This window comes from Lichenicola sp. GTC18331 (assembly GCF_055386855.1).
Window position 1 is genome coordinate 954,060 of record NZ_AP045015.1, and the last position, 26,064, is coordinate 980,123.

Sequence of the window (26,064 nt, forward strand, 5' to 3'; positions counted from 1 at the left end):
GCATGATCGGTCTTGCAGACGTCCGGGCCGCTCAGGAGCGGATCGCCGGAAAGGTGCTCCGTACGCCGAGCGTACCGAGCTCTGCCCTGTCGCGCGCGACTGGCTGCGACCTCGTCCTCAAGCTCGACAACCTCCAGGCAGTCGGCTCGTTCAAGGAACGCGGCGCCGCCAACAAGCTGGCGCTGCTGACCGATAGCGAGCGCGCGCGCGGCGTCATCACCGTGTCCGCCGGCAACCACGCCCAGGGCGTCGCCCGTCACGCCTCGCTGCTCGGCATCGACGCGGTGATTGTCATGCCGCGCTTCACCCCTGCGGCCAAGGTGACGCGCACCGCCGCCTGGGGCGCCCGCGTGGTGCTTCACGGCGACAGCTTCGCCGAGGCCACGATCCACGCCCACGAGCTGTGCCAGAACGAACAGCGCGTGTTCGTGCATCCCTACGACGATCCCGCCGTCATGGCCGGCCAGGGCACGTTGACCCTCGAACTGCTCGAGGATGCCGGGAAATTCGACACGCTGGTGCTGCCGATCGGCGGCGGCGGGCTGATCGCCGGCGGGGCTGCCGCAGCCGTCGAGATGTATCCCGGAATCGAGATCGTCGGCGTGCAGGTGGAGAACTACTCTTCCCTCGCCGGCTTTCCCGGCCCCGAAACCATGCCGCCGGGCGGCGCCACCATCGCCGAGGGCGTCGCGGTTCTGCAGATCGGTCGTCAGCCGCTCGAGGTGGTGCGACGCCATGTGAGCCGCATCGTGACCGTCTGCGAACGGGCGGTGGAAGACGCCATCACCCTTCTCGCCGAAGGTGCCAAGCAGGTGTCGGAAGGCGCCGGTGCCGTCGCCCTGGCGGCGATCCTGAGCGACAAGGACCGGTTCCGCGACCGACGCGTCGGCATCCCGATCTGCGGCGGCAACATCGACAGCCGCATCCTGGCCAACACGTTGCTGCGTTCTCTGCTGCGCGACGGGCGCCTGCTGCGCCTGATCATGGAAATCCCGGATCGTCCGGGCGTGCTGGCCGATATCTCCACCATCATCGGCGGACGCGGCGGCAACATCATCGAGGTTTCGCACCAGCGTCTGTTCGCAGCCCCCAGCGTACAGGCGGCCGAACTTGAAGTTATGCTGGAAGCACGCGATCCGGCCCATGCCGAGGAGATCGCCGCCGCCCTCCGCGAACGCTACATCGTCCGCCAGGCCTGAAAAGGGCCGCCGTTCCAGACGACGGCCCAGACAATCAGGGCTGAAGGTTCACGTTCTCGTCCTCGAGCGAGAACCCGACCTTCAGCGTCACCTGATAATGCGCGACCTTGTTGTTCTCGATATGGCCACGCGTTTCCACGACCTCGAACCAGCGCATATGCCGCACCGTGTTGCTGGCCTTGCTGATCGCGCTGGTGATCGCGTCCTCGATGCTGGTCTCCGACGAGCCCACCAGATCGATCACACGATAAACATGATCCGCCATATCCATTCTCCCCGCCTGATACTGCGGGGGCAACGGCGCGCGGCGGAGGCGGTTCCTATTTGGTGCCGAACAGACGGTCGCCCGCATCGCCCAGGCCGGGACGGATATAACCGTGATCGTCCAGCCCGCGATCCACGGCGGCCGTGACGATCCGCACATCGGGGTGCGCCTTCTGGAACGTCGCCAGACCTTCCGGCACGCAGAGCATGCACACGAAGGTGATCTGGCGCGCACCCTGCTCCTTCAACTTGGTCACCGCGGCGACAGCGGAGTGGCCGGTCGCCAGCATCGGATCGACCACGATACAAAGACGCTCGGACAGATCGTCCGGCAGCTTCATGTAGTATTCCACCGGCTCCAGCGTCGCCGGATCGCGATACAAGCCGATATGGCCGACACGCGCGGCCGGAACCAGATCGAGCATGCCGTCCAGGATGCCGTTGCCCGCACGCAGCACCGACACGAAGCACAGCTTCTTGCCGGACAGCAGCATCCCGGTCATCGGCTCGAGCGGCGTCTGGATCTCCACCGGCTCCAGCTTCAGGTCGCGGGTGGCCTCATAGGCCATCAGCAAGCTGAGCTCGCGGGTCAGGCGCCGGAACCCTGCGGTCGAGGTGTCGGCCTGGCGCAGCCGGGTCAGCTTGTGCTGCACCAGCGGATGGTCCAGCACGGTGACGCTGGCGGGCTGCGACGGGACGGCTTCGGGGAACGTTTCGCTCATGGTTCCCCGCATAGCATCACCTGGCGGTGGGCGTGAACGCCAGAGACAGCCCGTTCATGCAATAACGTTCGCCGGTCGGACGCGGGCCGTCCGGAAACACGTGTCCGAGATGGCTGTCGCAGGTCGCACAACGCACTTCGATCCGTCGCATGCCGTGGCTGTCGTCGGAAACGTTGCGCGTGGCCCCCTCGATCGGTGCGAAAAACGACGGCCAGCCCGAACCGCTCTCGTATTTGGTGTCGGACGAGAACAGGGGCGCGTCGCAGGCGGCGCAGTGGAACAAGCCGTCCCGCTTCTCGAAGTTGAGCGCGCTGGAACCCGGCCGTTCGGTGCCGTGCTCACGCAGCACGTGGTACTGCTGCGGCGTCAGCTTCTCGCGCAGCGCAGCGTCGTCGAGTGGAGCGGTCTTCGCGGTGTCGGCCATGATCTCGTGTCCTTCAGGAAGGCGCCAAAGATTGGAGCGGCGCCCCCGTTCGGCAACCCGGCGCGCATTGCGGCGCTGAGTTCCCAGGCAAGACGGAGGAACGCCAGCATGCCCGACGAGAAACCCAAACCCGCCCCGGAAACGGAACAGAAGAAGATCGACGAAAGCGTCGAGGAAACCTTCCCCGCCAGCGACCCCCCGGCCAATACCGGCACCACCGGCCCCAACGACTGATCCTGCCCGCGTTCGGCTCTGCGCCGGACGCGGCCCCCTTGCGCGCATCGGTCAGTGACCGGGGACCGCATCCGACACGAGGCGGCCTGGCCGCTTTGCTTGTCCGCACCCTCCCCCGGTTCGACGGGTCCGACCCTAACCCACCCCTCCTTTCCCCATGGTTAACGCCGCGAAAGCCCGCCGGCGGTTCGCAGACGCGTGCTTTGGTGGCAATCTCCCGCTCCCCGACAGGAGAGCCTGATGTCCGCCACGCCCCACCCGACCGAGACCACTCCCGTGCCCCGCGTGCAGGCGAGGCGGCCGGTGATGCTGGTGATCCTGGACGGGTTCGGCTGGCGCGAGGACGACACGGAGAACGCCGTCGCCCAGGCCCGCACGCCTCATTTCGACCGCCTCTGGGCCCAGGGTCCGCGCGCCTTCCTGCGCACCTGCGGCTACGACGTGGGTCTGCCCGAAGGCCAGATGGGCAACTCCGAGGTCGGACACCTCAACATCGGCGCCGGCCGCGTGGTGATGCAGGAATTGCCGCGAATCCATTCCGCCATCGCCGACGGCTCGCTCGCCCGCGCACCGGAACTGCTCGGGCTGATCGCCTCGCTCAAGGAAAGCGGCGGCACCGCCCATCTCATGGGGCTGGTCTCCGATGGCGGCGTCCACGCGCATCAGGCGCACGCGGCGGCGTTGGCCAGGATCCTTGCCGACCACGCAATCCCGGTCGCGTTCCACATCTTCACCGACGGGCGCGACACACCGCCGCAATCGGGGCGCGGCTTCGTCGCCGAGTTGCTCCATTCCCTGCCGCCGGACACCCGCATCGCCACGATCTCCGGCCGCTACTACGCGATGGACCGCGACAAGCGCTGGGAGCGCGTGCGCCTCGCCCATGACGCGATCGTGCTGGGACAGGGCGAGCACGGCACCACGCCCGACGGCGTGCTGGAGGCCGCCTATACCGCCGACACCACCGACGAATTCATCCGCCCGACCGTGCTCGGCGACTATGCCGGCATGAAGGACGGCGACGGCATCGTGTCCTTCAACTTCCGCGCCGACCGCATCCGCGAACTGCTGAACAGCATCCTCGACGAGCCGTTCGACGGGTTCGAGCGCGGCCCGGCGCCGCATCTGGTCGGCGTGGTCTCCATGACCCGCTACAGCGACGATCTCGCCTCGCGCCTGTCCGTGCTGTTCCCGCCGCAGAGCCTGGACGATCTGCTCGGCGAGGTGGTGTCGCGCGCCGGCCGCACCCAGCTCCGCATGGCGGAAACCGAGAAATTCCCGCACGTCACCTACTTCCTGAACGGCGGACGCGAAGCCCTGCTGCCGGGCGAAGACCGGATCATGGTCCCCTCGCCCAAGGTCGCCACCTACGATCTGCAACCGGAGATGTCGGCGCCGGAACTCACCGACAAGGCGGTGGAGGCGATCGGCAGCGGACGCTACGATCTGATCGTGCTGAACTACGCCAACCCCGACATGGTGGGGCATACCGGCGATCTCGCCGCGGCGATCAAGGCGGTGGAAGCGGTGGATACCGGCCTTGGCCGCATCGCCGCCGCCATCGACGCGGCCGGCGGCGTGCTGCTGGTGACGGCCGATCACGGCAACTGCGAAACCATGCGCGACCCGGAGACCGGCGAGCCGCACACCGCGCACACGCTCAACGTTGTGCCGATGGTGCTCAGCGGCCGCCAGAACGCGCCGCTCGCCGATGGCCGTCTGGCCGACATCGCTCCCACCCTGCTGGCGCTGATGGGTCTTGAACAGCCCGCCGCCATGACCGGCCATTCGCTGCTGGGCGGCTGATTGCCGCACCGGGCGCGTCGTGTCCATGAGCACCGGCACGACGCGCCCTTCTTCCCGTTCCAGACGAACGAGGTTCGTTCGCCGCCCGCGTTCCGGCACGCGACCGGCTCCAGGGACGATCGTTCCCGGCTGCACCGGGCCGGTCGGATCATGAATCGCGCCGCACCATTCGCCACGATGCGCGCGCGCTGGCGGAAGACGCCACGGCCCGCATGGCTTGCGGCCGTTCTGCTCTGCACCCCCGCCGCCGCGCCGCATCACCGCGCCGCACCGCCCCCCGCCCACGCGAAATCGGCACCGGCGCCTGCCGCCGCGCCGCCGTCCGGCGCGATGAAGGCAGCCGCGGCGCAAAGCGAAACCGCCCGCGCCGAGGCCGCACGCGCCGCCGCACTGCGCGACTCCGCCCGTGCCGCCGCCCAGGCGGCGACCGAACGCGCCCTCACTTTGTCACGCCAGACCGTTCAGGCCGCTTCCGCCGTGCAGCGCACCGAGGCCGCCGCCGACGCGGCCCAGGACCGCACCGAAACGCTCGAGCGGGAGAAACAGGATGCGGCGGCGGAGCTGGAGGCCGAATCCCGCGCCCTCGCTCCCATGCTCCCGGTGATCGAACGTCTGTCGCTCTACCCGTCCGAAACCCTTCTCGCCGCCCCGTTCGCCCCGGCCGATTCGCTCACCGCGTTATCCGTGCTGCGTCACATGGGCGCCCAATTGGAAAAGCGCGCCGAAGCCACGCGCGCGGCGGCGGCGAAGCTGCAAGCCGCCGGCACGGCGCTCGACGCCGAACGCGCGCGCCTCGACGCCCTCCAGCGCGATCAGGCGGCGCAGCAGGCCGCGCTGCAGAGCCGCGCCGACGCCGCCCGGAACGCCCAGGCCGCGTCCACGCGCCAGCTCCAGAACGCGACACGCGCGGCGGCGGCGGCAGCGGCGCGATCCTCCACGCTGGACGGCGTGGTGGCGCGGCTGGAAGCGGCGCAGAAGGCGGCGGAAGCGGCTGCGCAACGGGCCGCGCGCGTCGCGGCGAGCCGGGCGCGCGCCGGCAAGGGCGGCGACACCCGGCAGGCCGCCGAGGACGCCGCACGCCTCGCACTGCCCGCCGGTCCGGGCCTGTCCGCAGGTCAGGCGGGCGCACCCGTCGCGGGCCAGATCGTGCAGCGCTTCGGCGCCCAGACTGATGCGGGACCGGCCAGCGGCATCCGCTACGCCCCGCCCTCTCTCGCCACCGTCACCGCCCCGTGCGGCGGCCGGATCGATTTCGCCGGCGCGTTCCGCTCCTACGGCCAGATGCTGATTCTGGATTGCGGCAAGGGCGACCGCTTCGTGCTGGCCGGACTCGGCGCGATCGACGTCGGGATCGGCCAGAACGTCGCCCGGGGCGCGCAGCTCGGACACATGCCGGGCTGGAACGGCGGCGGAACCCGGCCCAATCTTTTCCTGCAATTGCGCCATGGCGACCGCACGGTGGACCCGATGCGCGTGCTGTCGCGCTGAAATCGGCGGCCGGACACCCCGGTCGCGATTTTCGTCACCCCCATGATCGGTGTAATGTAGCGTCAACCGTTCGTTAGGAGGGCGCCTGGTAGAAGCGGCGTTCGGTGATGCGACCGGAGGAGTTGAAGCCGCATGAAACTGCGATATGGCCTGCTGCTCGGCACCGGCTTCGCTTTCGGTGCCGTCGCGGGGCCCCAGATCGGGCCGCTGCTGGCGAACCATTCCGCTTTCGGCACCGCCCTGGCGCAGGAAGTCGATCAGAACAGCACGGGTGCCAAGGCCGGCACCAAGAACGATCATGACGAGACCTATCGCCTGCTCACGCTGTTCGGCGACGTGTTCGAGCAGGTGCGCGCCGGCTACGTGTCGCCCGTCACCGACCGCGAACTGATCAACAATGCCCTGAACGGCATGCTGACCGGGCTCGATCCGCACTCCTCCTACATGACGGCCAAGCAATTCGCCGACATGCAGGTGCAGACCAGCGGCCAGTTCGGCGGGCTAGGCCTCGAAGTCACCTCCGATGCCGGGCTGATCAAGGTCATGACGCCAATGGACGGCACACCCGCCCAGCGCGCCGGGCTGAAAACCGGCGACTACATCATCGGCATCAACGGCAAGAGCCTGGACGGCGTCGATCTGAGCGACGCGGTGGACCGCATGCGCGGCCAGCCCGGCACCAAGATCACCCTTTCCATCAAGCGTCAGGGCAAGGACAAGCCGTTCGACGTCACCATGACGCGCGAGATCATCCATATCCAGGTGATCCGCTCGGCGCTGTACGGCAAGACCGCCTATATCCGCGTCGCCTCGTTCGACGAGGATACCGAGAGCGGTCTGCGCAAGGCGTTCGAGGCGTTGAAGAAGCAGGCCGGCGGCAAGCTGGACGGCCTGGTGCTCGATCTGCGCAACAACCCCGGCGGCCTGCTCAATCAGGCGGTCGCTGTGTGCGACGATTTCATCACCTCCGGCGCGGTGGTCTCCACCCGCGCCCGCAATCCCCGCGACAGCCAGCGCATGGACGCGCACGGCACCGACATCACGGGCGGCCTGCCGGTGGTGGTGCTGATCAACGAGGGCTCCGCCTCGGCCAGCGAGATCGTCGCCGGCGCGCTGCAGGACCATCACCGGTCGATCACCCTGGGCGAGCGCTCGTTCGGCAAGGGCTCGGTGCAGACGCTGATCCCGCTTTCGGGCGATAACGGCGCCATCCGCCTCACCACGGCGCGCTACTACACGCCGTCCGGCCGCTCGATTCAGGGGCTGGGCATCGTGCCGGACATCAAGGTGCGCGAAACCCGCGAGGACGACAGCAAATACATGCTGCGCGAAGGCGACCTCGCCCACATCATCAAGAACGAGGGCGGCACGCAGACCCCCCCGCAGCCGCGCACCGACCTGCCGCCGATCGCCAAGACCATCCCGGATGCGCCCCCGGCGAACTGGCCCGCCTTCGATCTCAGTAAGCCCTCCACCGACTTCCAGCTCCAGGAAGGGCTGAAGGTGATCGCGGCAATGTCGGGACACCCGATGCCAGCGGACACCACCGAGGTGACGGCGAAAGGCGGCAAGCAGCCGGACAAGCAGGGTCCGTCCACCGACGCCGCACCGCCCACCAAGCACTGATCCGAGAACCGGACGGTGCATCCCGCCGGACGGGCTCTTCTGGCGTTCTGGATCGCGCTTCTGCTGCTGGCCGGCGGCGGCGGCGCGGTGCTCTGGTGGCTGGGCGCGCCCCCGGCGCCGAAGCTGTTTCCGCCCCGCCCTTCCAGCCCTCCCCAAGCCCCGCCTCCCGTCGTCGCGGGAGCGCGGACGCCACCCGTTCCACAGGCCACGCCCGGAAGCATAGAGACGGCCTCTCTCGCCGTATCTCCGCCCCTTCCGGCGCTGGAGGAACCCGCGCCGGGCCTGCCCGGACGCACCCTGCCGGTCATCGGACCGGACGGACGCATGCCGGCAACCGCCTACGCGTCCCATGCCGGTTTGCCCGCCACCGGCCCGCAGATCGCCATCCTGCTGGAAGGGCTCGGCCTGTCTGACGCGGTGGACCGGCAGGCGGTCGACAGCCTGCCGGCGCCGATCTCCTTTGCCGTGTCGCCCTATGCCGACGCGCTCGACCTGAGCGCCACGCCGCCGCTGCTCGATCGGGCCCGGCGCAATGGGCACGAACTCTGGCTCTCGATGCCGATGGAGCCCGCCGGCAGCCCGGCAGATACGGAAGGCGCGCATGCGCTCAGCCTGAACGTCGACCTCGCCAAGGATCGCGAATGGCTGATCTGGTGCCTGTCGCGCTTTCCCGGTTATGTCGGCCTCACCAACGCCCTGGGCGGCCTGCGCGGCGACCGGTTCGCCTCGTCCAGCGCGTTCGACATGGTCGCCGATGCGATCCGGCAGCGCGGACTCGCCTATGTGGATGCGGGACTGGCGCCGCACGACCAGCCGGCGATCGTTCCGCCCCGCACGCGCCATGCCGATCTTTCCATCGACGACAGCCCGGACGCATCCGACATCCAGGCCAGATTGTCCCGCCTGGAACAGCTCGCGCAACAGAACGGCAGCGCGCTCGGGATTGCCGGACCGCTGCGCCCGGTGACGATCGAGCGACTGCGGAACTGGAGCCGCACCCTGCATGAGCATGGCATCACCCTGGTTCCGGTGAGCGCCCTGCCGCCGCCGCATCCCGCCCCCGCAGACCTGCCCGGCGCCGCTCCGGGCAGCGTCGGAACCACGCAGGCTCCCCCGCCTGCGGGCGCACCGGCGCCGTCCAACGCTGTGCCGGCAAGCCCCGCCCCGGCGACGGCGCCCATCGTCCAACCGCCCGATCCGGCAGCCGTGCGCACCGAGACGCTCGCCCCCGTCGCCGCACAACCCACCGGCAGGCCTGCACCGGCCGAACAGCCCGCCCGGTCCGCCGCGACGGCCCCGGCGGTCTCGGACCGACCCGATGCGTCCGCCCCCTCCCGGACCACACCGCCCGAAAGACATCCATGACCGACGACCGTTTCCGCCACCTGCCCTATCGTCCGAACGTCGGCGCGGCCCTGTTCAACCGGGACGGGCTGGTTCTGGCGGCGCGTCGCGCCGATCTGCCCAATGCCGAAGGCGCGCCTGGCGTCTGGCAGTTGCCGCAGGGCGGGATCGACGAGGGAGAGGACCCGGCGGTCGCGGTGCTGCGCGAACTGCGCGAGGAGGTCGGCACCGATCACGCCGCCATTCTCGGCGAACACCCGGACTGGCTCAGCTACGATCTGCCGCCCCATCTGATGGGCCGCGCGCTCGGCGGCAAATATCGCGGCCAGCGTCAGCGCTGGTTCGCCCTGCGCTTCCTCGGCGAGGATTCGGAGATCCGGCTCGATCTCGACCCGCACCCCGAGTTCGATGCCTGGAAATGGGTGCCGCTCACCGACCTCCCGACGCTGGAAGTCGGCTTCAAGCGCGAGACCTACCGCATCCTCGCCGCCAGCTTCGCGCCCTACGCTGTTCCCGCAGCATGAGCCTCACGCGCCGCCGTTTCGCCGCCACGGCGGCGGCGCTTCCCTTGGTCGCACAGGCCCCCCGGCCAACGCGAAAGCCCGCCGATCTCACCTTGATCCTGATGGGCGACCTCCATTCCGGCTATCGCTGGTCGGCACCCCTCCTGCGCGCCGTCTCGGATGCGGTGGCCGAAGCGCACGGCCCGGTGCGGATCGTCGTCAACGGCGACGTGTTCGAAGGCAACAACGTGCTCGCCCGGCGCACGAAGGGATCGATCGACCTCGCCTTACTGCGCCGTTTCGCCGCTTTGGCACCCACTCTGGTGACGATCGGCAACCACGACAGCGACCTGTTCGACCCGCTCGAATTCGTCGCTGCCGTCACGGAAACCGGCGCACGCGTGGTGAGCGACATCGCCGATCCGCGCGCGCACGGCCCCTACGCCGCCATCACGGACGACCTCGTGCTGCCCGGCGACCGGCGCGTGGTGTTCGCCTCGATCGGCACGCCCAATCTGGCCGTCTATCCGCCGGCGATGCGCCCGTTCTACGACGTGCCCGACCCGGCCCGATACGCCGCGCAGATCGTCCCGGCACAGATCGGCGGCGCCGCCCTGCCCGTGCTGCTGGTACATGCCGGTTTCCAGGCCGATCGCACCGTTCTCGGCGCTTTGCCGCCCGGCCCCTTGCTGCTGCACGGCGCGCACGATCATCTGCGCTTCACCCAGAAGCTCGGAAACCGGCTACATCTGCAAAGCGGCGCCTGGTCGAGCGCCTTCCAGATCGCCACGGTGCGCTTCTCCGGCGACAAACCGACAATTTCGGTCCGCGACGTGGTTCTGGACGCGCATTCGCCCGCCGACCCCGCCCTGCAGGCGGCGATCGAGCGCGAGAAAGCCGCCCATCTGCGTCCGGAAGACCGCGCGGTGATCGGCCGTCTCGACCATGCCCTTCCCCTGGAAGCCGCCATACGACGCGTCGCCGACCGGATGCGCCAGGATACCGGCTGCGATCTCGCGCTGTTGTCCCACACCACCTTCGGCGACGGTCTGCCGGAGGGCGACGTCACGCGCTTTGATCGCGACGGCTTCCTGCGCTTCGATGGTGCGATCGCCACCGGGGAGATCGCCCAGGACCGTCTCCCATCCCTGCTGGCACGGCTGAACCAGTTCGACGGCGTCACCTCCTATGATCGCCGTACGGGCGACTATCTGCATTCCAGCGATCTCGCTGCTCTTCCCGCCGGCCGCCCGGTGCGCGTGGCCGTGAACGCCTATGCCGCGTCCAGCAGCCTCAACCGCGTCGCCCTGTTCGGCTGGGACGTGCCGGGCTTCACGCCCCTGGCCGGGGCGCCGAAACTATCGCAACTCGTGGACGCGTCGATCCGCGGTTGAGCCACGCCAGGTTGGCGAATTTCGCCACCTCCCGCATGGATGGACACGACAAAAAGACGTTCTTAAACAAGACCTTGCCGCATCGCACTTTGTGGCATGCAGGTTGCAGCATCCTTGTCACCTTCAAGGACCAGCCGAATGCTCAACCGCACCACGATCGCCACCGCCGCCACGACCCTGCTCCTCGCCACCCAGGCCGCCTGGGCGGACCATCGCGATTTCGGCGAAACGCAGGGCACCAGTCTGCGGGTCGCGCAAAGCTGCGCCCGTCACGTCGCCATCTCGGTCGATCCGGCCTTGTCCGGTCGCGTCGTCCTGTCCGCAGACGCCGCGAACCCGCAGGAGATCGACCAGCTCGCCGCCTCCACGGTGGATGGCGCTGCCAGGATCGGGCTCAAGCCGGGGCTGCGGGAATGCTGGCAGCCTGCCGAGCATGCCCCGTTCAGCCGCACGCTCGTGTTGTCCCTGCGCATCCCGGCACATTTCGACGTGGCGCTCGAGGATAGCGGCCTCGGCGACTACGCAATCGGCGCGATCGGCGCGCTGTCGGTCGAGGAATCCGGCATGACGTCGATCACCGCCGAAAGCGTCACCGGCGATGTGAGGCTGGACCTGTCCGGCGCCGGAACCGTGACCCTGAACCGGGTGGAGTCGAATCGGGTGTCGGCGAGCCTGTCGGGCGTCGGCACGTTCCGGGTCGCCAGCGGCCGGATCGGCGACCTGGCCGTCCAGAACAGCGGCGCGGCCACCGTCGCGATCACGCCGGAAGTGGAGAACGCCACCCTGTCCGTTTCCGGAATGGGCGGCATCACCGTCGGCGGCGTGCGCGGCAATCTGACCCGAAGCACCAGCGGCATGGGCCGAATCACCGTGGCCGGACGACCGGCCGGCGGCACGCACGACGACAGCGACGAGAACTGAGAACCCCGGCGGGCTCAGTGCCCGCCGCCACCCCCGCCGCCCTTGGCCACGGCCGGCTTCAACAGGAAGCAGAACGGCACCACCGCGAAGGCCAGCATCGAGAAGAACAGGAAGCAGTCGTTATAGGCCAGAACCGAGGCCTGCTTGATGAACTGCTGGTGCAGGCGGAAATTCGCGGTCGCATCCGCCGCGAGCTGCGACTGCCCCACCGCCCTGGCCGCGTTGCGGACGGTGTCCAGGTAATCGTTGTACTGCTGACGGAACGGCGTCATCAGATGCACCATGTGCGCTTCGCGGATCTGCGTGCGCTCCGTCACCAACGAGGTGGACATGGAGATGCCAATCGCACCCAGCACGTTGCGCGACATGGAGAACAGTGCCGACCCGTCGCCGTTCAGCTCACGCGGCAGCGTCGAATAGGTGATGGTGCTGATCGGCACGAACAGGAACGCCAGCGAGGCGGTCTGCACCATGCGGTAGATCACCAGATGGCGGAAATCGATCAGCGGGATCAGATGCGCGGAGATCAGCATCGAGATGCCCATGATCGAGAACCCCGCGGCGATGATGTAGCGCGCCTGGATCCGCTTCATCGCCCGGCCGACGAACGGGATCAGCAAGATCACCACCACGCCGCCCGGCGACAACACCAGCCCCGCCAGCGTCGCGTTGTAGCCGATCACCTGCTGCGAGAATTGCGGGATCAGCACCGAACTCGCGTAGAGCACCATGCCCAGCACGCCCACCAGGATGGAGCCCACGGCAAAGTTCTTGTCGGCGAACACGTTCAGGTTCACCGCCGGCCGCTTGGCGGTCAGCAGCCAGGACACCGCCCCCACCAGACCCACCACGGTCAGGATTCCCATCAGGCAGATGAAGGGCGAGCCGAACCAGTCGTCGTCCTCGCCGCGATCCACCATCACTTCGAGACAGCCGAGACCCACGGTGATCAGGCCGAGACCGATCAAGTCGATCGGCGCCTTCTGCTTCTTGGCCCAGGGCGGGTCCTCCACCAGCGCACTCACCGCCAGCACCGCGAAGATGCCGACCGGGACGTTCATGAAGAACACCCAGCGCCAGGAGATGTTGTCGGTGATGTAGCCGCCCAGCGTCGGGCCGATCACCGGCGCCACGATGGTCGCGATCGCGGTCAGGCCGAACGCGGCGGACCGCTTGGCCGGCGGAAAGGTGTCGAGAATGATCGATTGCTGGTTCGGCTGCAGTCCGCCGCCGAAGAAGCCCTGCATCAACCGGAAGATGATCAGCTCCGGCAGGTTGCTCGCCACCCCGCACAGGAACGAGAACACCGTGAACATGGCGATGCAGATCAGGAAATAGCGCTTGCGGCCCAGAACGCGGCTGAACCAGCCGCTGACCGTCAGCACGATGCCGTTGGCGGCCAGATAGGATGTCAGCGCCCAGGTCGCGTCGTCATAGGAGGTCGACAGGTCGCCGGCGATATGCGGCAGCGACACGTTGACGATGGTGGTGTCCAGGATCTCCATGAACGCGGCGAGCGTCACCACCACCGCGATCAGCCACGGATTGGCCCTGGGCTGCCAATCCGTCTGGCTGCCGCTCATCGCGGAGTCGCGGGAGCGACGTTCACGGTCGGCTCCACCGACAAACCGATCGGCAGCGGCAGCAGCGGGTCCAGACCATCGTCGATGATGATCTTCACCGGGACACGCTGCACGATCTTCACGAAGTTGCCGGTCGCATTCTCCGGCGGGAAGGTCGAGAACGACGAGCCGGTGCCGCGCTGGATGCTGCCCACATGGCCGCTCAGCTTCATGTCCGGATAGGCGTCCACCGAGATGCTCACCGGCTGGCCGGGGCGCAGACGGGTGATCTGGGTTTCCTTGAAGTTGGCCGTGATCCACAGATCGGGCTGCACGACCGCGAACAGGCTCTGACCGCTCTGCACCAGGCGCCCACGCTCGACGTTCCGCTGGGCGATCCAGCCATCGTGCGGCGCACGCAGAACCGTCCACTCCAGGTTCAGCTTCGCCGTGGTCAGCTGCGCCTCGGCATCCGCCAGCGAGGCGGATTGCTGCGTCACGCGGGTCTGCTGCGTCGCGACCTGGGCCTGGATCGGGCTCGCCACCTCGACCTGGCCTTCCGCCTGCATCACCTGCGCCTTGGCCTGCTGCAGGGCCGCGGTGGAGTAGTCCACCTGCTGCTGGGTGGTGGCGGCACGCTCGATGCTGTGCTGCCGCTTGTAATCGGTTTCGGCCCGGAACTGCTGCGCCTGCGCCAGAGCCAGCTGACCCTCCGCCTGCTTCAGCTGGCCGGGGAAGTTCTTCTTGGCGACCTCGACGCTGTATTTGGCGCCTTCGAGCTGACCCTTGGCCTGATCCACCGCCGCCTGGGCGCGATCCACGGCCGCCTGATAGTCGCGCGGGTCGATCCGGGCCAGAACCTCGCCCTCATGCACGAACTGGTTGTCGTTCACGTCCAGCTCGACCACGTAGCCACCCACATGCGGCGCGATGGTCACCGTGCGACCGGCGGTGAAGGCGTCGTCGGTGCTGACGAGATTGCGGGTCGTGAACCAGTAGAAGACGCCGCCGATCACCAGCACTGCCGCGAACACCGCCAGACCGATGCGGATGAACGGGCTGCGCTTCTTGCGCGCCTCCTCGTCCTTCTGCGCCTGCTGGGAAGGCTGGTCGTTCTTCTGACCGGAGTCCTGCCCGCCGTCCGAATTCTGGTCGTGCTGATCCTGGCCGTCTTCCGACCCGTTCCGTTCAGCCATGCCCGCCTCCAAACCACTTCTCGAAGCCACTCGCGACGGACGCGCTACGGCTGACCGATCGGTTCGGTCAGAGTGCCACAAGCCCTCCGGACCGGCAATGCCGCCTCCGATCCGTTCGACCCGAACTCCGGCACTCGCCTTTCAGGCGCTCGAACATTGGTTTCTGAGGACGGAAGAACGGCAGCGTCTACGCCACCTCCAGCGCCTGCGTCCTGACCAGACGCGCATAGAGCCCGCCTTCCTCCATCAGCGCCGCATGCGTGCCGCACTCGATCGCCTCGCCGTCCGACAGCGCCACCACCAGATCGGCCGAACGCACGGTGGACAGGCGATGCGCCACCACGATGGTGGTGCGCCCGGCGCGCAGACGCGCCAGGGCGTCCTGCACGGTCGCCTCGCTTTCGGTGTCGAGCGCGCTCGTCGCCTCGTCCAGCAGAAGCAGACGCGGATCGCGCAGCAGGGCGCGGGCAAGCGCGATGCGCTGGCGCTGGCCACCCGACAACCTCTGCCCGCCCGGCCCGACCACCGTCGCGAACCCCTCCGGCAGGGCGTCGATAAATTCCTCCGCCGCCGCGGCGCGCGCGGCCTCGCGCAGCGCCGCATCGCTGGCGCCCGGCCGCCCCATGCGGATGTTGTCGCCCACGCTGGTGTCGAACAGCAGCGTGTCCTGGCTCACATAGGCGATCGCATCGCGCAGCGCGCCGAGACGGAGGTCGCGCAGATCCACGCCGTCCAGCAGGATCCGCCCGGCGGTCACGTCGTGCAGACGCGGGATCAGCGACAAGGCCGTGGACTTGCCCGCACCGGACGGACCCACCAGCGCCACCGTCAGCCCCGGCTCGGCCACGAAACTCAGATCGCGCAAGCCCGCGCGCCCATCCGGATAGGTGAAGCCGACACGCTCGAACACCAGGCGGCCATGCCCGGCCGGCAGAGGCAATGCGTTCGGGCTTTCCTGCACCCCGGGCGGCTCGTCGATCACGGTGAAGATGCGCTCGATCCCCGCCAGCCCCTCCTGCACCGCCGCGTTCAGCGAGCCAAGCGCGCGCAACGGGCGCGACGCCAGCAGCAGGGCGGCGACGAAGCCGGAAAACGACCCCAGCGTCGCCCCGCCCATCGAGGCCCGCCACCCGGCGAACCCCAGAACCGCCGCCACTGCCGAGCCGCCCAGCACCTCCAGCACCGGATCGACGCCTGCCCGCCCGCGCGTGATGCGCAGAAGGCTGTTGTGCAGCAGATCGAACGAACGCGAGGCGCGCCCGACCTCCGCCTTCTCCAGACGATACACCCGCACCGAACGGGCCAGACCGAAACTCTCGTTCAGAAGCGCCGCGGTACGGCCGATCTGTTCCTGCATGCCGCCCGACGCCCGGCGCACGCGCTTGCCGATGCGCTGGATCGGCACGGCGGCGAGCGGATACAGCACGGCGGCGATCAGGCTCAGCTCCCAGTCCATATAGACCATCGAGATCGCCAGACCGACCACGGTCACGCTGTCGCCCAGCGCGTTCACGGCGCGGATCATCGCCTCGCGGATGGTCACGGCATCGGTGGTGAAGCGCGCGGAAAGCTGCGCCGGCGCCTCGCGCTCGATGCGGGCAATGTCGGCATCCACCAGATGCTCGAACATCCGCCCCTGGAGATTGCGGATCACGATCAGGACCAGCCCCTGCACCGCCAGGGTCTGCCCGTACTGCGACGCCGCCTTGGCGGCGGTCACGATCACCACCAGCGCCGGAACCTGATACAGGATGCGCGGATCGTTATGGGTGAACATGTCGATCGCCCGCTGGATCACCAGCGGATACAGCGCGTTCAGCAGCGCCATCGCCACGGTCAGCACCAGAACGGCGGCGATCCGGCCGCGATGGCGGCTGATCTCGTCGCGCCACAAACGCAGCATCAGGCTCCGGCTTGAAGCCAGATCCTTGCGAGGGCGCTTTCCCGGTCCGGTCTGTGTCATCGGCGCGCTTTACCAGCGCGGGCCTGCGACCACAAACGAGCGGATTTACACGGCCGGCAGCAGACCCGCCTCTCCGGCCAGCACACGCAGCCGGTCGAGACATCCCGCCCGATCCGCCCGGCACCCGCCAGTCCACCACCAGAGCCGCGTTTCGGCCAGCAAACGCCCGACCTCTGGCCCCGGCCTCAACCCCGCCTGCACCGCATCCCGCCCGGCCAGGGGAAAGACCGGCGGCACGATCGACGCGATCCTCGCACGGATGGACGCTGCCTCCCCGGCCAGCCAGGACCGGCCGATCACGATCGCAGGAGGCGCATCGGCGAGACGACGACGCAGCGAGTCCTCGTCGGTGCCACGCGCCGCCGGCGGCTCCTTCTCCAGCAACGCCGCGAGCCGGCGCGCTTCGTCGCGGGACAATTTCAGCCGCGACGCCACCGCCCCGGCCCAGGCGCCGTCGCCATCCGCCAGAGCGGACAAACGCAGGATCGCATCCAGAGGCGCACCCTCCTGGTCGAGACGCAGCACCGGCTCCAGAACCGCCCCCGGCAGCAGGGCCGGCAGAACCCCGGTTTCGCGCATCAGACCCAGGGTCTCGCCCGGCGCGGTCCCGCCCAGAAGCCGCGACAGTTCCGACCAGACCCGCTCCGCCGAAAGCCGGTCCAGACACCGCAGACGCGAGGCGATCGCCTCCGTTGCCGTCCGGTCCGGCACGCCGCGCCCGTATCGCGCCTGGAAACGGAAGAAGCGCAGGATGCGCAGCCCGTCCTCCTCGATGCGACGGCCGGCCTCGCCCACGAACCGAACCAGCCCGTCGCGCAGATCGGCCACGCCGCCGAAAAAATCGTGCACCACCCCCTGTCGGTCCAGGAACAGACTGTTGATGGTGAAATCCCGACGCGCCGCATCCGCACGCCAGTCCGCGGTCCAGGACACGCGGGCATGGCGCCCGTCGGTCTCGGTGTCCTCGCGCAAGGTCGTGATCTCATAGGGCCGGCGCGCGATCACCGCCGTCACCGTGCCATGCGCGAGCCCGGTCGCCACCACCTTGATCCCGGCGGCGGAGACCGCTTCCAGCACATGCTCGGGCGGTTCCGGCGTCGCCAGATCGATATCGGAGACCGGCCGGCCCGCCAGCAGGTCGCGCACCCCGCCGCCCACCAGACGCGCTTGGGGCAGCACCCCCCAGAGCCGGTCGAGCGCCGCGCGCGTTCCGTCGTCCAGACCACCGATCAAACCGGTCACCGGCTCAGCCGCCGGAGTCATGCAATGGTCATGCACCGGGATCGAACGGATGTTCGGCGACGGCCTCGGTCCCGCTCAGCGCGGACGACGCACAGACCAGGGGTCCGATCGGAAAGAACCGGTTCTGGCTCCACACGCCGAGACAGGGTTCGCCGTTGCGCTTTCCTTCCACCGCCAAGGCCGCCAGCTCGTAATACACCGCACGGGCCACACGCGCCTGGATCGGCAGTTCGCCATCCCCGGCACGCACTGTCAGATACGGGATTGCGGCGCAATCGCCGCCGGACCGCACGCAATCCCAGTCCACGCGCAACGGGTTTTCCGGCCCGGCGCAGACGATCTGGTCGACATTGGTGCGGAAGGCGAGAACCTGGTTGCGTCCGCAGCCACGCCATTCCAGCTCCACCGCCACGAAGGGCACGTCCTCCACCTCGATCTCGCCGCGCTCGGCCGGCGTTTCCAGACGGTAGCGCCCCGCCGCGTCGCGCCGGAGAACGCTGGAAAACAGGCAGACCATCGGTTTCCGGCGGATCGGCGTGCCCTGGTAGAGCCAGGTCCCGTCGCGCTGGATCAGGAACGGCAGCGGGCCGCAATCGCGTGGCTGGCGCTTCGGGCCGGTGTGCGGGTGCGGAACGCAGCCTCGTTCGGTGGCTGCCGTCGCGGCCTCGCCGAGCGGTCCCCCTGTCTCCAGCGGCCCCTTGCTCAGGCTGGGAAAGCGGTCATGCGTCACGAATACCGTTACCTCCGGCCGAAAACCGCCGTTCGGAGGGTGCCGCGCCTGGAAAACGGGCCGACGCACCCTGTGCCTTCCCGATATAGGGAGTGTCACCGGCTTGATGAAACCCCCGGACATGGCAGATTGCCCCCGTCTGCCGATCGCGGGACCGCTTTCCCGCCGCTCGGACAGAACCAGGAAGCGAGGCGAGATGGTGGAACCGGGCGAGTCGAGATCAGCCGCGGACCGGTTCGGAACGGGCGCCGATCCGGTCGGGGCGGCGGATGCGCTCATCAACCGGCTCGGCGCGGTGCGTTCCGAGATCGGCGCGGTGATCTTCGGCCAGCAGAGCGTGGTCGACGAGGTGCTGACCGCGATCCTGTCCGGCGGTCACGCGCTGCTGGTCGGCGCGCCCGGCCTCGGCAAGACGCTGCTGGTGGAAACGCTCGGCACGGTGCTGGGCCTGGGCGCCCGCCGCGTGCAGTTCACCCCGGATCTGATGCCGGCCGACATCACCGGCTCCGAGATCCTGGAAGAAGACGCCGCCGGCCGGCGCGCCTTCCGGTTCATCCAGGGCCCGGTCTTCACCCAGCTGCTGATGGCCGACGAGATCAACCGCGCCAGCCCGCGCACCCAGTCCGCGCTGCTGCAAGCGATGCAGGAACACAAGGTCGCGGTAGCCGGCACCGACCAGCCGCTTCCGTCCCCGTTCCACGTGCTGGCCACCCAGAACCCGATCGAGCAGGAAGGCACCTATCCCCTGCCGGAAGCGCAGCTCGACCGGTTCCTGCTGCAGATCGACCTGTCCTATCCCGATCTCGCCGCCGAGCGGGCCATGCTGCTCGCCACCACCGGCACCGCGCATCACGTCGTGCAGCCGGTTCTGGCGCCGGACGAACTCGAAGCGGCGCAGACCCTGGTCCGCGCCCTGCCGATCGGCGAGAGCGTTGTGGACGCGATCCTGTCGCTGGTGCGCGGCGCCCGCCCCGACACCGCCGCGGACGACACGCTGCGCCGCTCCCTCGCCTGGGGCCCCGGCCCGCGCGCGGCGCAGGCGCTGATGCTCGCCACCCGCGCCCGTGCCCTTCTGGGCGGCCGTTTGTCGCCCTCGATCGACGACGTCGCCGCCCTGGCGCATCCGGTTCTGCGCCATCGCATGGCCCTGTCCTTTTCCGCCCGTGCGGAGGGCATCACCCTGTCCGACCTGATCGACGGGCTGGTGCGGCGCCTCGGTTGATCGACCGGACAGACACGGGAGCCGGCGGCGCGTTCCGCACCCTGCTGCGTTCGCTCGGACGGCGGGAGCGGCACGGTGCCGCACCGGGCGCGCCGGCCGGCCCGGCACGCAACGGCAGAACCGCCGCCACCGGACGCGCCGCCGCCGAGGCCCTCGCCGCGCGGCTCCCGCCTCTGCTCGCGGATGCGGAGCGGATCGCCGCCACCGTCGCAGGCGGCGTGCATGGCCGCTTGCGCGCCGGGGTCGGTGACAGCTTCTGGCAATACCGCCCGCTTTCGCCCGGCGAATCCACCGCGCGCATCGACTGGCGCCAATCCGCGCGCGGCGACCGCCTGTTCGTGCGCGAGACCGAGTGGGAAGCGGCGCAGACCGTCTGCGTCTGGCGCGACCGCTCGCCCAGCATGGGCTGGCGCTCCGCACCCTCCCTGCCCACCAAGCGCGACCGCGCCGAACTCGTGCTGCTGGCGCTCGGCATCGGCCTTCTGCGCGGCGGAGAGCACCTCTCCCTCCTCGACGATCGCGGCGGCCGCACCCGTCTGGCCGCGCGCGGCGGGGTGGAGCGTCTGGCCACGCTGATGTTGTCGGAGCCGAACGAGACCGGTCCGTCCCTGCCCGCCCCGGGCGAACTGCCGCGTCATGCCGGCGCGGTGCTGGTCGGCGATTTCCTGTCGCCGCCTGCCGAAACAGCTTCCCTTCTCTCCGCCCTGGCCCGCGTGCCGGTCAGGCCGGTCCTGGTGCAGATTCTCGACCCTGCCGAGCTCACCCTTCCGTTCCAGGGCCGCACACGCTTCGAGGGGCTGGAAGGCGAAACCCCAATCCTGGTGCCGCAGGCCGGCGATATCCGGGACGGCTACGGCCAGGCCATGCGTGCCCATCGTGAAGCCCTGTCCCGGCTCTGCGCCGCCACAGGCGTTTCCCTGCTCACCCACGACACCGGGCAGCGCCCCGAAACATTGCTGCTCGCCCTGCATGACGCGATCGCGCCCAGGCGCGGCGCCGCCCGGATGCCCCCGCGTTGATCCTGCTGCATCCCCTCCTGCTGCTCGGCCTGCTGGCTCTTCCGGCGCTCTGGTGGCTGCTGCGCGCCCTGCCGCCGGCCCCGCGCACACAAGCCTTTCCGCCGCTGCGGCTGCTGCACGGCCTGCAAAGCCGCCTGCGCGAAGCCCGGCGCGTACCGCCCTGGCTGCTGCTGCTGCGCCTGCTCGCCGTGTTCCTGCTGGTGCTGGGTCTGGCCGGACCGGTGCGCGATGCAGCCCCTCCGCCCGCCGGTTCCGAAAGCGGCGCGCTGCTGCTGGCGATCGACAATGGCTGGCAATCCGCCGCCGACTGGTCCAGCCGTCTTCAGGCCGCCGACGACGCGCTGGAAGACGCCGCACGACGCGACCGCCCGGTCTCGCTGTTGCTCACCGCCCCGGACCGGAGCGGCAATGCTCCCGCCCCCACCGCCCCGGGCTCGGCCAGCGCCCTGCGCGCGCGCCTGCGTGCCGAGACGCCGATGAGCTGGAGCCCGGATCGTGCCGCCGCCGCCACGGCGCTCGGCAGCCATCCCCTGCATGGAAGCGTGCTCTACATCGCCGACGGCGTGGCCCAACCCGGCGACGACCGCTTCGCCGCCGCCCTGCGCGCGGTCGGCCCCGTGGACGAGAAGCGCGGCGCCGCCAGCATCGCCCTGCCCGGCCGCCCCGCCATCTCCGTGGACGGGCTCAGGCTTCCGCTCCTCCTTCTGCCCGCGCCCGCTGCGCGCACCCTCGTTCTGCGCGGCGAAAGCGCCAACGGCGAAGTGCTGGCCCGCCAGACGGTGCCCGTCGCCGCCGGGGCGTCCAACGCCGAAGCCGCCCTCACCGTGCCCAGCGAACTCCGCAACCGTTTGGCCCGGCTGGTGCTGGACCAGCCCGGCGGCGCATCCAGCGGGGCCGGCGGCGTGCGCCTGCTGGACGAGGGCGACCGCCGCCGCCCGGTCGGTCTGCTCACCAGCGGCACAGGCGCCGATACGCCGCTGCTCGGCAGCCTGTTCTATCTCCGCCGCGCGTTGTCACCCGTCGCCGAACTCCGCGAAGGGAAGCTCGATACGCTTCTCAGCCGCCCTCTTTCCGTTCTGGTGGCGCCGGACGGCACGCTCGACAGCGAGGACGCGCGCCGGCGCGTCGCCGCCTTCGTCCGCGAGGGCGGCACTCTGATCCGCTTCGCCGGCCCCCGCCTCGCCGCCGAAACCGCCACCCCCGACGACGAGCCGGACGGGGCCACTCCGACACCCGACGCCATCCACGGCGCCGCTCAGGGCACACCCGCCGACCGCCTCCTCCCCGTCGCCCTGCTGGGCGGCGCGCGCCAGCTCGGTGGGGCCATGTCCTGGAGCCACCCGGAACACCCGGCCCCGTTCGGCAGCGACACCCCCTTCGCCGGTCTTTCCGTGCCGGACGACGTCCTGGTCTCGCGTCAGGTCCTGGCCGCCCCCGCCACCGATCTCGCCGACCATAGCTGGGCCCGCCTCACCGACGGCACGCCCCTCGTCACCCATGCCCGCCTCGGCAGCGGCCAGCTCGTCCTGTTTCACGTCACCAGCACGGCGGACTGGTCCAACCTGCCGCTCAGCGGCCTGTTTCCGGCCATGCTGCAACGCCTGGTGGAACGCGCGGTCGGCGTGCAGACCCCCGCCGGCGACGTCCTGCTGCAACCGGCCGAGATCCTGACCGGCGACGGCCAGCTCGCCCCGCCGCCGCCTTCCGCGCGCCCGCTCGCCGCAGACGCGTTCGGCCATACGGAAGCCACCGCCACGCATCCGCCCGGGCTGTACGGTCCCGCCAGCTTCCGACGCGCCCTCAACCTCGCCGACGACGCCGCACCGCTCCGCGCCGAAGCCCCGATCGGCACGCCAGGTGATCTGTCCGGCCGCCGCAGCGGACAGCATCTCGGCCCCTGGCTGCTCGCCACGGCCCTTCTTCTGCTCGTGCTCGATCTGCTGGCGACGCTGATCCTGCGCGGCCTCCTGCCGCTGCCCCGTCGCAGCGCGACCCAGCCACCCAGTCGCGACGCGACCCTGCTCGTCCCGCTGCTGCTCGTGCCCGTTCTGGCCCTGGGCCATGCCGAGCCCGCGCGCGCTCAGCCGGACGCGCCGCCCGCCGCCGCCACCGACCCGAACGGCCCCGCCCCCGGACCGGCTCTGGAAACCCGGCTCGCCTATGTCGTCACCGGCGACGAGGCCACCGATGCCGTCTCACGCCAGGGGCTCGAAGGCCTGTCGCACTACGCCAATGCCCGCACCTCCGCCCGTCTCGGCGAGCCGGACGGCGTGGTGCCGGGACGCGACGATCTCGCCTTCTACCCGATGCTTTACTGGCCGGTGACGCCGCAAACCGTGCACACCGCACCCGATCCGAAATGGCAGCAGGCGCTGAACAGCTTCATGAGCCATGGCGGCATCCTGCTGATCGACACGCAGGGCGCGGCCGAAGGCGCCGGCACCGACACCGGTTACGTTCCCGTCGTGCCCGGCACCAGGCAGGCGCTCCGCCTCGCCACCACCGGCCTCGACATCCCGCCCCTCACCATCCTGCCGCCGGGCAACGTGCTGAACCGCACCTTCTATCTTCTGCACGGCACGCCGGGCCGATACGACGGCGCCCCGGTCTGGGTCGCCACCACCGAGGACAGCGGCAATGACGGCGTGAGCCCGGTGATCATCGGCGCCGACGACTGGGCCGCCGCCTGGGCCACGGACGGCAATGGCGGCTATCCGTTCGCCACCATCCCCGGCGGGGACGCGCAGCGCACCGCGGCCTACCGCTTCGGCGTCAACGCCGTGATCTACGCCCTCACCGGCAACTACAAGGCCGATCAGGTGCATGTGCCCGCCCTGCTGAAACGGCTCGGTCAGGCCCCCGCCCAGCCCGGCGGCGACGCACCCGCCGATGCCGGAGACCCCAACCCGTGAGCCGCTTCCTGTCCGGCGCCGACAGTATCGGCTTCTCCCCGCTCCTGCCCGCCTTCCTGCTCTGGGCGCTGGGCGCGGTCTGCCTCCTCGTGATCGCGCTGGCGCTCGTCCGGCGTGCCAGCGGCGCCGTCTGGCGCGGCCTCGGCTTCGCGCTGCTGCTCGCCTGGCTGTCCGGCCCGACCCTGCTGCAGCAGGACTGGCGCCCGCTGAACCAGACCCTGCTGCTGCTGGTGGACCGCTCCGCCTCCATGCGCATCGGCGATCGTCAGGCCATCGCCGACCGGACCGCCGAACGCATCCGGGAGGAAGCCGCCGCGCTCCCCGGCATCACCGTGTGCACCGTCCCGGTCACGGGCGGCGACGGGCACGACCAGACCGGCGGCACCCATCTCGCCGACGCGATCCGGCGCGCGGCGGAAAGCGTGCCCGCCTCAGGCGCCGGCGGCGGCCGCATCGCCGCGATCGTCGCCATCACCGACGGACAGGCCCACGACGTCCCGGCCCGGATCCCGCACCCGTTTCCGCCCGGCAACCCGGATACGCCGCTCCATGTGCTGATCCCGGCCGCGCACGAACAGATCGACCGCCGCCTGCGCGTGCTCCAGGCGCCGCCCTTCGCCATCGTCGGCCAGAACGCCACCATTCGCGTGCAGCTCGACGATCTCGGCCCCACCCCGCCGGGCGCTCAGGCCACGCTGACCATCCAACGCAACGGCGGCGAGCCCGAACAACGCCCGATCACGGCCGGCACGCCGCAGGACATCGCCGTCCCCGTCACCGCCCCCGGACCGCTCTTCCTGTCGCTGCACGCCTCCGCCCTGCCCGGCGAGGTCTCACCGATCAACAACGACGCCGTGGTGCGGATCGACGGTGTGCGCGATCATCTGCGCGTGCTGCTCGTGTCCGGCACGCCCAACCAGGGCGAGCGCGTCTGGCGCCGGCTGCTGAAAGCCGACCCGGCGGTGGAGCTGGTGCATTTCACCATCCTTCGCCCGCCCTACAAGGACGATTCCACCCCGCTCAGCGAGCTGGCCCTGATCGCCTTCCCGATCCGCGAGCTGTTCCAGGACAAGATCGGCTCGTTCGACCTGATCATCCTGGACGGCTTCGAGAATCGCGGCATCCTGCCCATGTCCTATCTCGGCAACATCGCCGATTTCGTCCGCAACGGCGGCGGCCTCCTCGTCACCGCAGGCCCGGAATTCATCGGCCCGGGCACCCTCCAGGACACGCCGCTCGGCGACATCCTGCCGGTCCGCGTGCCCGAACAGGGCGGTCTGGTGGAACAGCGCTTCCAGCCGCTCCCCACCCCGCTCGGACGCCGCCATCCCGTCACCGCCGACCTGCCGCAGGAACCGCCCTCCGACCCGAAACTCGGCGCCGATCGCGGCTGGGGCGACTGGTATCGCGCCCTTCGCGCCGACAAGGACACGCTGGCCCCCGGCACGGAGGTGCTGCTGTCCGGCCCCGGCGACACCCCGCTGCTGCTGCTGAACCATGTCGGCAAGGGCCGCGTAGCGCTGCTTCTCTCGGATCAGCTCTGGCTCTGGTCGCGCGGCGAGAACGGCGGCGGTCCACAGGCCGAACTGCTGCGCCGGCTCGCACACTGGCTGATGAAGGAGCCGGAGCTGGAAGAAGAGCGCCTCTCCGCCTCCATCCAGAACGGCATCCTGTCCGTGCAGCGCCATTCCGTGTCCGGCACCCCCGCCCCCAGCGCAGAAATCACCGCCCCGGACGGCAGCAAACACGACCTGCCGCTCAAGCCCGGCCGGAACGGCACCGAAACCGGCAGCATGCCGGCCGACATGCCCGGCATCTGGGAAGCCACGATCGGCGATGCGCAGGCCTTCGCCGCCGCCAGCCCCGGCGATCCGGTGGAAATGGCCGATCTGCGCGCCACCGCCGGCCCGCTCCGCCCTCTCGTCGAGGCCACCGGCGGCAGCATCCACTGGCTCGGCGACCGTTACGACCCCGCCCGCACCCCCGCCCTCCGTCTGGTCGGACGCGACGGCGCCGATACCGGCCCGGACTGGATCGGCCTGCGCGATCACGGTGCGCACGCCGTCACTGGCGAACGCGCCCATCCGCTGCTCCCCGCCGTCCTGGTGCTGCCGTTGGCGCTGCTGTTGTTCCTGTTCGGCTGGTGGCGCGAAGGCGGACGGCGTCGCGACGCCGAACGCGGCTAGACCATCATCCGGCCGATAGAAAGACTCATCGAAACATTCGGGGAGAGCGGCCGATCCGATCGGTCAGGACCGGAGCCGGCGGTGACATCCGCCCGGCCCGTTCCGCT

21 protein-coding genes are annotated in these 26,064 nt (G+C 70.0%); 13 read left to right on the forward strand and 8 right to left on the reverse strand.

Annotated features, from left to right (window positions below):
* Nucleotides 1–2 precede the first annotated feature (2 nt).
* On the forward strand, nucleotides 3–1,199 hold the full coding sequence (locus ACZ5BM_RS04415; RefSeq protein WP_498910177.1) for a threonine ammonia-lyase: 1,197 nt from the start codon (nucleotides 3–5) through the stop codon (nucleotides 1,197–1,199).
* Between the two features lie 34 nt (nucleotides 1,200–1,233).
* Here ACZ5BM_RS04415 and ACZ5BM_RS04420 read toward each other — a convergent pair whose 3' ends face one another.
* Genes ACZ5BM_RS04420 through msrB form a run of 3 tightly spaced genes read right to left on the reverse strand, consistent with a single transcriptional unit; the run spans nucleotide 1,234 to nucleotide 2,609 of the window.
* Nucleotides 1,234–1,464 (reverse strand): dodecin family protein, encoded by a 231-nt coding sequence (locus ACZ5BM_RS04420; protein ID WP_498910178.1) that lies wholly within the window; start codon nucleotides 1,462–1,464, stop codon nucleotides 1,234–1,236.
* A gap of 55 nt (nucleotides 1,465–1,519) precedes the next feature.
* On the reverse strand, nucleotides 1,520–2,185 hold the full coding sequence (gene upp / locus ACZ5BM_RS04425) for a uracil phosphoribosyltransferase (RefSeq protein WP_498910179.1): 666 nt from the start codon (nucleotides 2,183–2,185) through the stop codon (nucleotides 1,520–1,522).
* A 16-nt stretch (nucleotides 2,186–2,201) separates the two neighbouring features.
* A complete protein-coding gene (gene msrB, locus ACZ5BM_RS04430) occupies nucleotides 2,202–2,609 on the reverse strand; it encodes a peptide-methionine (R)-S-oxide reductase (RefSeq protein ID WP_498910180.1) in 408 nt (135 codons plus the stop codon).
* Between the two features lie 108 nt (nucleotides 2,610–2,717).
* Here msrB and ACZ5BM_RS04435 point away from each other — a divergent pair, with 108 nt between their 5' ends.
* The 8 genes from ACZ5BM_RS04435 (at nucleotide 2,718) to ACZ5BM_RS04470 (ending at nucleotide 11,925) form a co-directional block, all read left to right on the forward strand.
* Complete coding sequence (locus ACZ5BM_RS04435; protein WP_498910181.1) at nucleotides 2,718–2,843, forward strand: hypothetical protein; 126 nt, start codon at nucleotides 2,718–2,720, stop codon at nucleotides 2,841–2,843.
* A 240-nt stretch (nucleotides 2,844–3,083) separates the two neighbouring features.
* Nucleotides 3,084–4,649, forward strand: a complete 1,566-nt coding sequence (gene gpmI / locus ACZ5BM_RS04440) for a 2,3-bisphosphoglycerate-independent phosphoglycerate mutase (protein WP_498910183.1) — start codon at nucleotides 3,084–3,086, stop codon at nucleotides 4,647–4,649.
* A 150-nt stretch (nucleotides 4,650–4,799) separates the two neighbouring features.
* Nucleotides 4,800–6,137: a murein hydrolase activator EnvC family protein gene (locus tag ACZ5BM_RS04445; protein ID WP_498910184.1), complete on the forward strand. Its 1,338-nt coding sequence runs from the start codon at nucleotides 4,800–4,802 to the stop codon at nucleotides 6,135–6,137.
* A 132-nt stretch (nucleotides 6,138–6,269) separates the two neighbouring features.
* Nucleotides 6,270–7,763 (forward strand): S41 family peptidase, encoded by a 1,494-nt coding sequence (locus ACZ5BM_RS04450; protein ID WP_498910185.1) that lies wholly within the window; start codon nucleotides 6,270–6,272, stop codon nucleotides 7,761–7,763.
* A 15-nt stretch (nucleotides 7,764–7,778) separates the two neighbouring features.
* Entirely contained in the window at nucleotides 7,779–9,128 is a 1,350-nt protein-coding gene (locus tag ACZ5BM_RS04455; protein ID WP_498910187.1) for a divergent polysaccharide deacetylase family protein, read from the forward strand.
* On the forward strand, nucleotides 9,125–9,631 hold the full coding sequence (locus tag ACZ5BM_RS04460; protein WP_498910188.1) for an RNA pyrophosphohydrolase: 507 nt from the start codon (nucleotides 9,125–9,127) through the stop codon (nucleotides 9,629–9,631). The genes ACZ5BM_RS04455 and ACZ5BM_RS04460 overlap by 4 nt, the downstream gene beginning before the upstream one ends.
* Nucleotides 9,628–11,004, forward strand: coding sequence for a bifunctional UDP-sugar hydrolase/5'-nucleotidase (locus ACZ5BM_RS04465; protein ID WP_498910190.1), 1,377 nt, complete (start codon nucleotides 9,628–9,630; stop codon nucleotides 11,002–11,004). Before ACZ5BM_RS04460 ends, ACZ5BM_RS04465 begins: the two co-directional genes overlap by 4 nt.
* Before the next feature lie 138 nt (nucleotides 11,005–11,142).
* A complete protein-coding gene (locus ACZ5BM_RS04470) occupies nucleotides 11,143–11,925 on the forward strand; it encodes a GIN domain-containing protein (RefSeq protein ID WP_498910191.1) in 783 nt (260 codons plus the stop codon).
* A gap of 14 nt (nucleotides 11,926–11,939) precedes the next feature.
* Here ACZ5BM_RS04470 and ACZ5BM_RS04475 read toward each other — a convergent pair whose 3' ends face one another.
* The 5 genes from ACZ5BM_RS04475 to ACZ5BM_RS04495 form a co-directional block, all read right to left on the reverse strand.
* Nucleotides 11,940–13,508, reverse strand: coding sequence for an efflux MFS transporter permease (locus ACZ5BM_RS04475; protein WP_498910192.1), 1,569 nt, complete (start codon nucleotides 13,506–13,508; stop codon nucleotides 11,940–11,942).
* Entirely contained in the window at nucleotides 13,505–14,683 is a 1,179-nt protein-coding gene (locus ACZ5BM_RS04480; RefSeq protein ID WP_498910193.1) for an HlyD family secretion protein, read from the reverse strand. The genes ACZ5BM_RS04475 and ACZ5BM_RS04480 overlap by 4 nt, the downstream gene beginning before the upstream one ends.
* A gap of 187 nt (nucleotides 14,684–14,870) precedes the next feature.
* Nucleotides 14,871–16,646 (reverse strand): ABC transporter ATP-binding protein, encoded by a 1,776-nt coding sequence (locus ACZ5BM_RS04485; protein WP_498910194.1) that lies wholly within the window; start codon nucleotides 16,644–16,646, stop codon nucleotides 14,871–14,873.
* A gap of 45 nt (nucleotides 16,647–16,691) precedes the next feature.
* On the reverse strand, nucleotides 16,692–17,909 hold the full coding sequence (locus tag ACZ5BM_RS04490) for a CCA tRNA nucleotidyltransferase (RefSeq protein WP_498910195.1): 1,218 nt from the start codon (nucleotides 17,907–17,909) through the stop codon (nucleotides 16,692–16,694).
* 7 nt (nucleotides 17,910–17,916) lie between these two features.
* A complete protein-coding gene (locus tag ACZ5BM_RS04495) occupies nucleotides 17,917–18,618 on the reverse strand; it encodes a DUF1285 domain-containing protein (RefSeq protein WP_498910196.1) in 702 nt (233 codons plus the stop codon).
* A gap of 196 nt (nucleotides 18,619–18,814) precedes the next feature.
* Here ACZ5BM_RS04495 and ACZ5BM_RS04500 point away from each other — a divergent pair, with 196 nt between their 5' ends.
* The 4 genes from ACZ5BM_RS04500 to ACZ5BM_RS04515 are packed head-to-tail and all read left to right on the forward strand — an operon-like array spanning nucleotide 18,815 to nucleotide 25,957.
* The gene (locus tag ACZ5BM_RS04500) at nucleotides 18,815–19,840 is read left to right on the forward strand and encodes an AAA family ATPase (protein WP_498910197.1); all 1,026 of its coding nucleotides are present in this window, start codon (nucleotides 18,815–18,817) and stop codon (nucleotides 19,838–19,840) included.
* Nucleotides 19,837–20,859: a DUF58 domain-containing protein gene (locus ACZ5BM_RS04505; RefSeq protein WP_498910198.1), complete on the forward strand. Its 1,023-nt coding sequence runs from the start codon at nucleotides 19,837–19,839 to the stop codon at nucleotides 20,857–20,859. Before ACZ5BM_RS04500 ends, ACZ5BM_RS04505 begins: the two co-directional genes overlap by 4 nt.
* Nucleotides 20,856–23,771: a DUF4159 domain-containing protein gene (locus tag ACZ5BM_RS04510; protein ID WP_498910199.1), complete on the forward strand. Its 2,916-nt coding sequence runs from the start codon at nucleotides 20,856–20,858 to the stop codon at nucleotides 23,769–23,771. The genes ACZ5BM_RS04505 and ACZ5BM_RS04510 overlap by 4 nt, the downstream gene beginning before the upstream one ends.
* A complete protein-coding gene (locus tag ACZ5BM_RS04515; protein WP_498910200.1) occupies nucleotides 23,768–25,957 on the forward strand; it encodes a VWA domain-containing protein in 2,190 nt (729 codons plus the stop codon). The genes ACZ5BM_RS04510 and ACZ5BM_RS04515 overlap by 4 nt, the downstream gene beginning before the upstream one ends.
* Nucleotides 25,958–26,064: the final 107 nt, after the last annotated feature.